Origin of the sequence: Microvirga soli (assembly GCF_016734765.1) — a bacterium.
GTDB classification, from domain to species: domain Bacteria; phylum Pseudomonadota; class Alphaproteobacteria; order Rhizobiales; family Beijerinckiaceae; genus Microvirga; species Microvirga soli.
On the sequence record NZ_JAERQE010000099.1, the window covers coordinates 1 to 7,681 of the forward strand.

General features: G+C 58.3%; 4 protein-coding genes and 5 pseudogenes. 4 read left to right on the forward strand and 5 right to left on the reverse strand.

Features of this window, described 5'->3' with window-relative positions; all coding sequences use genetic code 11:
• From JKL45_RS28780 to JKL45_RS28790, 3 genes and pseudogenes are all read left to right on the forward strand, one after another.
• Positions 1-205, forward strand: a pseudogene (locus tag JKL45_RS28780) (IS5/IS1182 family transposase); the annotation flags it as partial.
• A 277-nt stretch (positions 206-482) separates the two neighbouring features.
• Positions 483-830 (forward strand): hypothetical protein, encoded by a 348-nt coding sequence (locus JKL45_RS28785; RefSeq protein WP_201865199.1) that lies wholly within the window; start codon positions 483-485, stop codon positions 828-830.
• A gap of 414 nt (positions 831-1,244) precedes the next feature.
• Positions 1,245-1,988, forward strand: coding sequence for a leucine zipper domain-containing protein (locus JKL45_RS28790; RefSeq protein WP_201865200.1), 744 nt, complete (start codon positions 1,245-1,247; stop codon positions 1,986-1,988).
• Positions 1,989-2,116: 128 nt separating this feature from the next.
• Here the strand turns inward: JKL45_RS28790 and JKL45_RS28795 are convergent.
• The 3 genes and pseudogenes from JKL45_RS28795 to JKL45_RS28805 form a co-directional block, all read right to left on the reverse strand.
• Positions 2,117-3,026, reverse strand: a pseudogene (locus tag JKL45_RS28795) (transposase); the annotation flags it as partial.
• A gap of 40 nt (positions 3,027-3,066) precedes the next feature.
• The gene (locus JKL45_RS28800; protein WP_201865201.1) at positions 3,067-4,281 is read right to left on the reverse strand and encodes an IS256 family transposase; all 1,215 of its coding nucleotides are present in this window, start codon (positions 4,279-4,281) and stop codon (positions 3,067-3,069) included.
• 57 nt (positions 4,282-4,338) lie between these two features.
• A pseudogene (locus tag JKL45_RS28805) lies at positions 4,339-4,728 on the reverse strand (IS110 family transposase); the annotation flags it as partial.
• Positions 4,729-4,855: 127 nt separating this feature from the next.
• Here JKL45_RS28805 and JKL45_RS30350 point away from each other — a divergent pair.
• Positions 4,856-5,128 (forward strand): annotated as a pseudogene (locus JKL45_RS30350) (integrase core domain-containing protein); the annotation flags it as partial.
• 1,238 nt (positions 5,129-6,366) lie between these two features.
• Here the strand turns inward: JKL45_RS30350 and JKL45_RS28820 are convergent.
• Positions 6,367-7,131, reverse strand: coding sequence for a LuxR C-terminal-related transcriptional regulator (locus JKL45_RS28820; RefSeq protein WP_201865204.1), 765 nt, complete (start codon positions 7,129-7,131; stop codon positions 6,367-6,369).
• Positions 7,132-7,370: 239 nt separating this feature from the next.
• Positions 7,371-7,607: pseudogene (locus JKL45_RS28825) on the reverse strand (DDE-type integrase/transposase/recombinase); the annotation flags it as partial.
• Positions 7,608-7,681: the final 74 nt, after the last annotated feature.

Genomic DNA, 7,681 nt, shown 5'->3' on the forward strand with positions numbered 1-7,681 from the left:
TCCTGTTGCTGGTTGGATCCGGTCGATCGCCGCAACGGGCGTGACTCAAGCCGCCAGACAATTCTTCACGGACGACTTCTTCGCGTGGATCAGTCGCAATCGCCGGCTCTGGAAAGATCCTGAGGCGACGCTCACGTCAGCCCGCGCCTTCCTTTATGCCGCTTCTGTCATGCTCCTCGTCCGCCGGTTGGGACGACACTCATGATTACGGGACGGGCTCTGAGATCGAAAGAAGAGCTTTCCACTGCCTTCAAAATGTTCCTAGTATGACGATTGCAGCGCGTGGAACATCCACCTATTAAGCAATAAAGTATTGAGTCCAATGTACGTGTCTTAGACTAGACATAAATTCTGCTACTTTATGAAATGTAGTTTGCCAAAAAGCCATCATTCCGCCTTGCCGAACTCTCTATATACGTTTGAATATGAAGTGACATCTTGAGCCTGAGGGATGTCATATGCGGCAGGATGAGCCCTTTCCTATGGAAGCCGTTCCCTCACGGGTGAAAAACGCGATTTTAAGTAGGTTCAAAGGGCGCTGGCCCAGCGTGCAAGAGGTTGCCCAGATTTCCGATAAGGATTGGTTAGCATCCCCGGGAGTTGGCAAGATCATTCTTAGTCAAATCCGAAAAATCACCGATTCACCGAAGCAGCGGTATAATCCCAACCAACACTGGTTGACCGATGCGGAGTTGTTAGCGCGCCTTGAGTTTCTCCAGAAGGAGCTTAGGTGGATACGGCGCGCCCTTAGAGCGATGATAAGCAAAACAGGAAGAACCCGAAGTGAGTTCCCTGAGCGCAATTGGCACGGGGATGATGAGATGATGTGAGGCCACAGCGCATCGGGACTGCCGGAACTGGCAGACCCTTGGCGTTGTTTTGCGTCATTCAAGCGCAATAACGTGAGAGGGACCAGTCCCCAGCGTAGTACATCAGGTACTGCGGTCATGAAGTACCGTATTCAACAGCCGGAGGCATGACTGCATCCGCCTCGCTCGGCTCCAACGCCATCAACATCACTTTGTCAAACAGGCACCATCCAAACACGACATCGTAGGCGAGCCATCCTGCCGTTCAAGATCGAAGCCGCAAGCATGGTGCGGTGTGCCTAGTTTGGACAGAACCACGGGCACCTTGACGAGGTTGAACTGCAACTTGCTACGTGTGGGATCTGAGCAGGTTGTTCATCCCGTCTGAGGGCCTGAAGGTGGTCGTTGCGACACGATTAGCGATGGACCTGAGGAATGAACAACCCGCACCAGAATGCCCGCACGACCCGGCTGGGTCGAGCGGAAATGATCCGCCGCATCATTGAGGACGGCCAGCCTGTTCACGAAGAGGCCCAAGGCTTTGGCGTCAGCGAGCGTACCGCCGGCAAGTGGCCGGCTCGCTACAGAGCCGAAGGGCTAAGCGGGTTGGACAACGGCTCGTCCCGCCCGACGACAGTGGCAACCCGCACGGACGAGTACTGGCTCGGCATAATCGTGCATCTCCGGCGAGAGTACCGGCTCACCGCCGAGGAGATCGCCGGCAAGCTGAAGCTGGCCCGCTCCACTGTGGCGGCTTGGCTCACCCAGCGTGGCTTGGGGCGCTTGGCAGCGCTCCAGCCGAAGGAGCCGCCGCGGCGCTATCAGCGCCAGCGCCCTGGCGAGCTTATTCACCTGGACATCAAGAAGCTGGCCCGCTTCGAGCGGGTGGGCCGTCGCATCACGGGTGACCGGCGCAACCCCAGTACTGGGCTGGGCTACGACTGCTTCCATGTGGCCATCGACGACGCCACCCGGCTGGCCTATGTCGAGGCGCTGCCGGACGAGACCCGCCGCTCGACCACAGCCTTCCTGGTCAGAGCTCTGCGCTGGTTCAGAGCGAGCAGGATCCGGGTTGAGCGGGTGATGACGGACAACGTCCTATGCGGGGAAGCAGCAGCGGCGCTGGGCCAGCAGATCTCAGCACGCCGATTGGCTGGATCGGCGCTTCAGAAAGAGTGAGCCAGGTGGCTTCCACCGTCAACGGGATTGTTCTCTCCCATAGCAAACACAGGATCCAACGGAGCTTGCGCTGCCGTGGTCCTCACCGTCCTCAATACGAGATACACCCCAGGTGGAAGGCCCAAACATTATCTACAGGGTCGCTTGCGCGCCCTCACGGCCCGTACAGAGAGAGGTCCTTCCACCCGGCACCGGACGCTCAAAGAACGGCCGGTATTCTGCTCCGCCCTTGATCACCGCGTGCACCACACGGGCCATCTTGGCGGTTAAAGCTGTCATGGCCTTGCGGCGCAGATCGGCATCGTGACGATCGCGCTCGGTGTAGCGGCCAAGTTTATACCGGAAACTGTTGTCACGCTGGCGGGCTGCTACCTGTGCTGCCCTCCAGAGTGCTTCGCGCAGGCGGGCATTGCCGTACTTCGACAGTTTGGTGCGGCCGCGGAACGTGCCCGACTTGCGGGTCGCCAGATCAAGGCCACAGTACTTCAGGAACTGGCGGTGGTGCCCAAACTGACGCAGATCACCGGCTTCCGCCAGAATGGTCAGGGCATGGACCGGTCCGATGCCTGGGATTTTGCGAAGCAGCTGATAGTCATCATGGTTGACCAGCATGGCATGAGCGAGTTCTTCGATCTGCTTTCTCTGCCGGATGAGGCTGCGCGCTTGGGCCAGAACCATGCGGAACATGGTGATGGCCGCAGACTCCTCGGCCACCGGCAAGGCCGTGGAGCTGCGGGCTGTCTCGTAGACATCATTGAGCAACCGGGCCTTTGAAACCAAGCTGCCGACCAGAGGCCAAGCCGCTTGGATGAAGCTCTCCCGCTCCAGAGCCGTGATGCTTCCTGGGGTGGGAAACCGCTCAAGCAGCGCAAAGAACCAGTCGGAGCGGCTGTTGCCGGCAAAGCGTGCGATCTCGGGAAAGTACAGGGGCAGGTAATGGGTCAGGATCCGATGCCAGGTCTCGGTTTTGGCTTTCGAGATCGCCGCATGGGTGTTCGACAATTCCTGCAGATCATTGATCCCGGCAGCCAACGGGTCGACAGGGACCGTCAGAATTTCCGTGTACGGGCCGGGTTCATCATCCCAGCCGGAAGCGGCCTTCGAAGAGAATGGCGAATTGCGCTTTCGCCATGCCCCATTCGCGTGGCGGCATCTTCCACTCTTTCTGCGCTTGCCTCAAGACCAGGAACAACAGCTTGATCGCACTCTCATCGGTGGGAAAGTGCCCGCGGGCTCGCACCGCCCGGCGCAGCTTGGCATTCAGCGCCTCGATGGCGTTGGTCGTATAGATGATCCGGCGCACCTCGTCGGGGAAGGCAAAGAACGGGATCACCGCCGGCCAGTTGCGCCGCCAGGCAGCCGCAATGGCCTCGTACTTGCGGCCCCAGGGCGAGGTCGCGAACGCCTCCAGAGCCGCCTGGCCGGCCTCGGCATCCTTGGCCCGATAAACCTCCTTCAAGGCTCCCGCCACGGCTTTGCGGTCCTTGTACGACACGAAGGCCAGCGACGAGCGGATCAGATGCACGATGCAGGCCTGAACCTGGGTCTCGGGAAAAACCGCCGTGATCGCCTCGGGAAAGCCCTTCAGGCCATCGACCACCCCAATCAGCACGTCCTCGACCCCACGGGTCCGCAGCTCGTTCATCACCCGCAGCCAGAACTTGGCCCCTTCGCTCTGCTCGATCCAGAGCCCCAGGATCTCCTTGGCCCCGTCCGGGCGCACGCCGAGCGCCAGGTAGACGGCCTTGTTGCGCACCGTGCCCTCGTCGCGCACCTTGACCCGGATCGCGTCGAAGAAGACCAGCGGGTAGAGGGCCTCCAGGGGGCGGTTCTGCCACTCGGCGATCTCCTCCAGCACCGCATCGGTGACGGCGCTGACCAGATCCGGTGAGACCTCGATGCCATACAGATCGCGCAGATGCCCCTGGATCTCACGCACACTCATGCCACGGGCGTACATGGACACGACCTTCTCGTCGAAGCCGGGAAAGCGGCGCTGGTACTTGGCGATCAGCTGCGGATCGAAGGTGGCGAGGCGATCGCGCGGGATCTCCAGGTCGATCTTGCCGGTGTCGGTGAGCACGCTCTTGCGGCCATAGCCGTTGCGGGTGTTGCCGGCCTCGCTCTCCTGATCGAGATGATGGTCCATCTCGGCATTCAAGGCGCGTTCGGCCAGGGCCTTCTTCAGCGCGTCGAGCAGGCCATCCTTGGCGAACGCCGATTGGGCGTCAGCGCCTCCCAGCAACTGATCGAGCAGGTGGTCGGGTATCCGGGGTTCCTTGCGGCGTACCATGCGATGTCTCCCTCGTGGTCATCGTAATGGCCCCACACGAAATTCCTGACACTCCCGGTCGACATAGCGCTGGGTCGCCCCGATCCTGAGCATGTGCAGGATCACCTGTGCGTCTTTGGGATCATTCTTGTCCCAGCCGTTGTGCAGGGCCTCGCGGGTGCGGGCGAGCGCCACGGACGAGACCAGCCGCAGCTCGAAGCCTGCCGAGAGCAGGTGGTAGGCCAGCCCGCGGTGGTAATCGCCTGTGGCCTCTAAGCCAATGAGCACCGGGCCAGTGTAGGCCGCCAAAGCCTCGACGAGACGGTCGTAATCTGCCTTGGTGCTCAAAACGGTGAGCCGCCGGCGTCGGGCACGGCCGGGAGCTTCGATGAGCACTTCATGGCGGTACTTGGCAATATCAATGGCTACCAGGGTGGCAGGAGCCAGGATAGGGTTGTCCTTGGTCATGGTTGGTCGGCCTCCAGCGTGTGTTCAGCGACATCACTGTGAGACCTGCTGGCTGGCCATGACCACCCCACGCAGCGCGGCTGCGCAACCCGGGCCAGCTCCGCCGCGCTGCTTCGCAACGTGCTATGGGTCCGGCTATGTCGCGCGGCTGTTCCGCAAGGCGCTGCGGCTACTCGGGATTCGGCACATCCGGACAAGGCCTTATACGCCCAAGACCAATGGCAAGGCCGAGCGCTTCATCCAGACGCTCCTGCGGGAATGGGCCTATGCCCTCCTGTTCAGTTGATCGCACTCCAGAGTGGCCGACCTGCCGCGCTGGCTGACCTGGTACAATCGGCAGCGCCCACATGGTAGTCTCGGCCGACGAACACCGGCTCAGGCTCTCGCCGGAACAACCTGATCAGAACTCACAGCTAAGCGGCCTAATGGGCGCAACGGTTCAATAATCTGTCTCTGTCCTCTCCTCCTGAACGCGAGAGGCATAAGCAATGACAGCCTTTGTCCAATGTTGTCCAAGAGTATCGAGAGCAACCTTAAAAGCGACTGCGCACTTTGGGCAGAGATCAACCTCAGGAGTGTATGGAGTTCTGGTGTCGGTCACATAAAACACCTTGGGATCACGCCATCCGAGGGGGGCGTTTTCGTCTCGTTCGATCCCGCAGTTATTGCAGGTCATAATCAACCGACGACTCATTGTGAAACCGATGTGCGTCCGTGGAACGTGGCCGAAACGGTTTCTTTGAAGGACCCTGCGACATCTTCAAAAGGGAAGGGATCAATCGACTGCATCTCACCTCCTGTTAGCTACTATATGGGCAGATCAAAATCAGTACAAACATGACTAAGATGTGGCGTTCATCTTCATATCTCCCTCTGCGCAATAGACAGCCAAAGGAGGATATCCTTTCGAGACTACTACAGAATGTCAGAATGCGTGATAAGCTCCAATAGTCGTTCAAGCATCACCTTGTCCTGCTACAGTACGGATCGACTCGGGAGTCCAGAGAAGAGTGCTACGGGCCGGTTTGAGAACGTCGCATGGGTGGGGTCGTATGGTCTCGGGTCCACATGAGACGCATGTGAACGCATTTAGATCTACGGGCTTCCTGACACCCAACCACAAGCTGGAATACTGATGAAATGCGAAGGTCACCCATCGTTGCCCGCTGGGCTATTGCCACCCTCGTCAGGCCCGTCATTAAGAGCGCCGTCTATTGTCTTAACCATACCCTCTAGCTCTGAGGCGGTTAATTTTATAACAGCGAGTGTTCGGTTATTGATGATTACTGTTGATTCAACTCCACCATCGTTTCCATCGGCATGAAAGCGAAGTCGGTCATTAGGAAGGGCCATTTCCATTGTTCACCAGTACGCCAGAAGAACACACCAAAGCCTGTAGCCCCCGATGCTTAGGAGAAACTATGAAGGAGCAATTGGCAGTTTTAAAGCAAAGGTACAAAACCGGACTTGGTTGGCGAGATCCGGCAAAGATGGCTTTAAGTGTGACCTTCACCACAAGCCGCATTGGCCATCACACAATCTGAACTATTCCCTTCCCGGCGGAAAAGCTCACTTCAGGGCCGCGCGCATAACCATGGATGCGGACCTTTGTACGGCGCAAGCTTCAGAGCCGCTCCTTCAGACGTGCTGGCCTGCTCCCACTCGCGTCGGCAGGTGCTTGGTGGCCCAGATCGCTGCTTGAGTACGATTAACTACGCCGATCTTGCGAAGAATGGCTTTGATGTGGACCTTGATGGTTGCTTCCGTGATATCAAGCTTCCGGGCAATGACCTTGTTCGATGCTCCTTGGCTCAGGCAATTCAGGATTTGAGCCTCTCGCACCGAGAGTTTGCGGCTGGTCAGTTCAGAAAGCTTGGGCTCGTCTACGCTGTAATCTTGGAGCGACTGGTCCGTATTTTGTAATAGCTCGTTCACAGTCGAGCGCAGCATCACAGAGGGTATCACAGTAGCACCGAGCATAACCAGTTCAAGGGACTTGATCAGAACAGCAGGTCCGCTTGCTGCTATGCAGAAGCCATCCAAACCAGCCTCATGTGCAAGCCGCATAAAGCCAAGATCGAGCCGATCCGCCAGAACAACAATCCGAGCCCCCTGAGACCGCTCCGTCACCTGCCTGACCACCTCAAGCATGAGGCCAGTGTTCTGAGTGGCCTCGATAATTACCAAGGCGGGGTCTGAAACTGTATCGTAGATCTTACATGGATCGGCCGGAGAAGCGCTCACTGCAACAACAAAAGGCGTTCCCAGCAGAACTTGCTGAAGTCCGGAACGCACAATGGAGCTGTTGCAGACCAGGGCCGTCGTGACCACTGCCTCAGGAGAGCCGGATTGGGGGAGGCCAAGCATCCAATTAGGTTTATACCAGTTTGTTTGCGCAGCCATTCTTGCTCTCCCGTTGCCGACAACGTAAAAACAAGTTTAAAAGTGAGCGAAAGGACTGTCTGTCGGAATGCCGACTAAACCAGTTAATAACTTGTCCTGAGCGAGGGCTTCCAACGCCCGGGCATTAAGCTTAGCAATAAGGAACTTGGACCAGTTTTGGAAGGATTGCTCCGTCTGCTTAACTCGCGGTGATGTTAGGGTAACCTGAAGAGGCCGCACTAAGGCCTGCTTTGCTGATTTCACCCGAGCACGCCCGCCGCGGCTTTCCATGCCGCCATGGCTTGAAGGCGGTGACGGTGAGTGGCAAGGGCACACCGGTGCGAGCGGGGCGGAACGAACAAGTTCCTGATAGCAGAAAAGACCGAGGTGAACCGCTGCAGACCTCCTGCGGACCGGAAGCCCTGCATCAGGCTCTCCAGCTTTCGCAACGGGAGATGCGAGTTCTCAGCCCTGTTGTTGAGACCCTTATGGGACCTGACCTGCCACTGAAATTTTCCTCCAGGTTGAGTTAGAGTCCGGCCCCTCACAAGGACGGACAATGAAGCGTTCA

Excerpts from the sequence above, each read along its gene's own strand:
- JKL45_RS28820 (WP_201865204.1), bottom strand. The coding sequence starts at position 7,131 with ATGGCTGCGCAAACAAACTGGTATAAACCTAATTGGATGCTTGGCCTC.
- JKL45_RS28800 (WP_201865201.1), bottom strand. The coding sequence starts at position 4,281 with ATGGTACGCCGCAAGGAACCCCGGATACCCGACCACCTGCTCGATCAG.
- JKL45_RS28785 (WP_201865199.1), top strand. The coding sequence starts at position 483 with ATGGAAGCCGTTCCCTCACGGGTGAAAAACGCGATTTTAAGTAGGTTC.
- JKL45_RS28790 (WP_201865200.1), top strand. The coding sequence starts at position 1,245 with ATGAACAACCCGCACCAGAATGCCCGCACGACCCGGCTGGGTCGAGCG.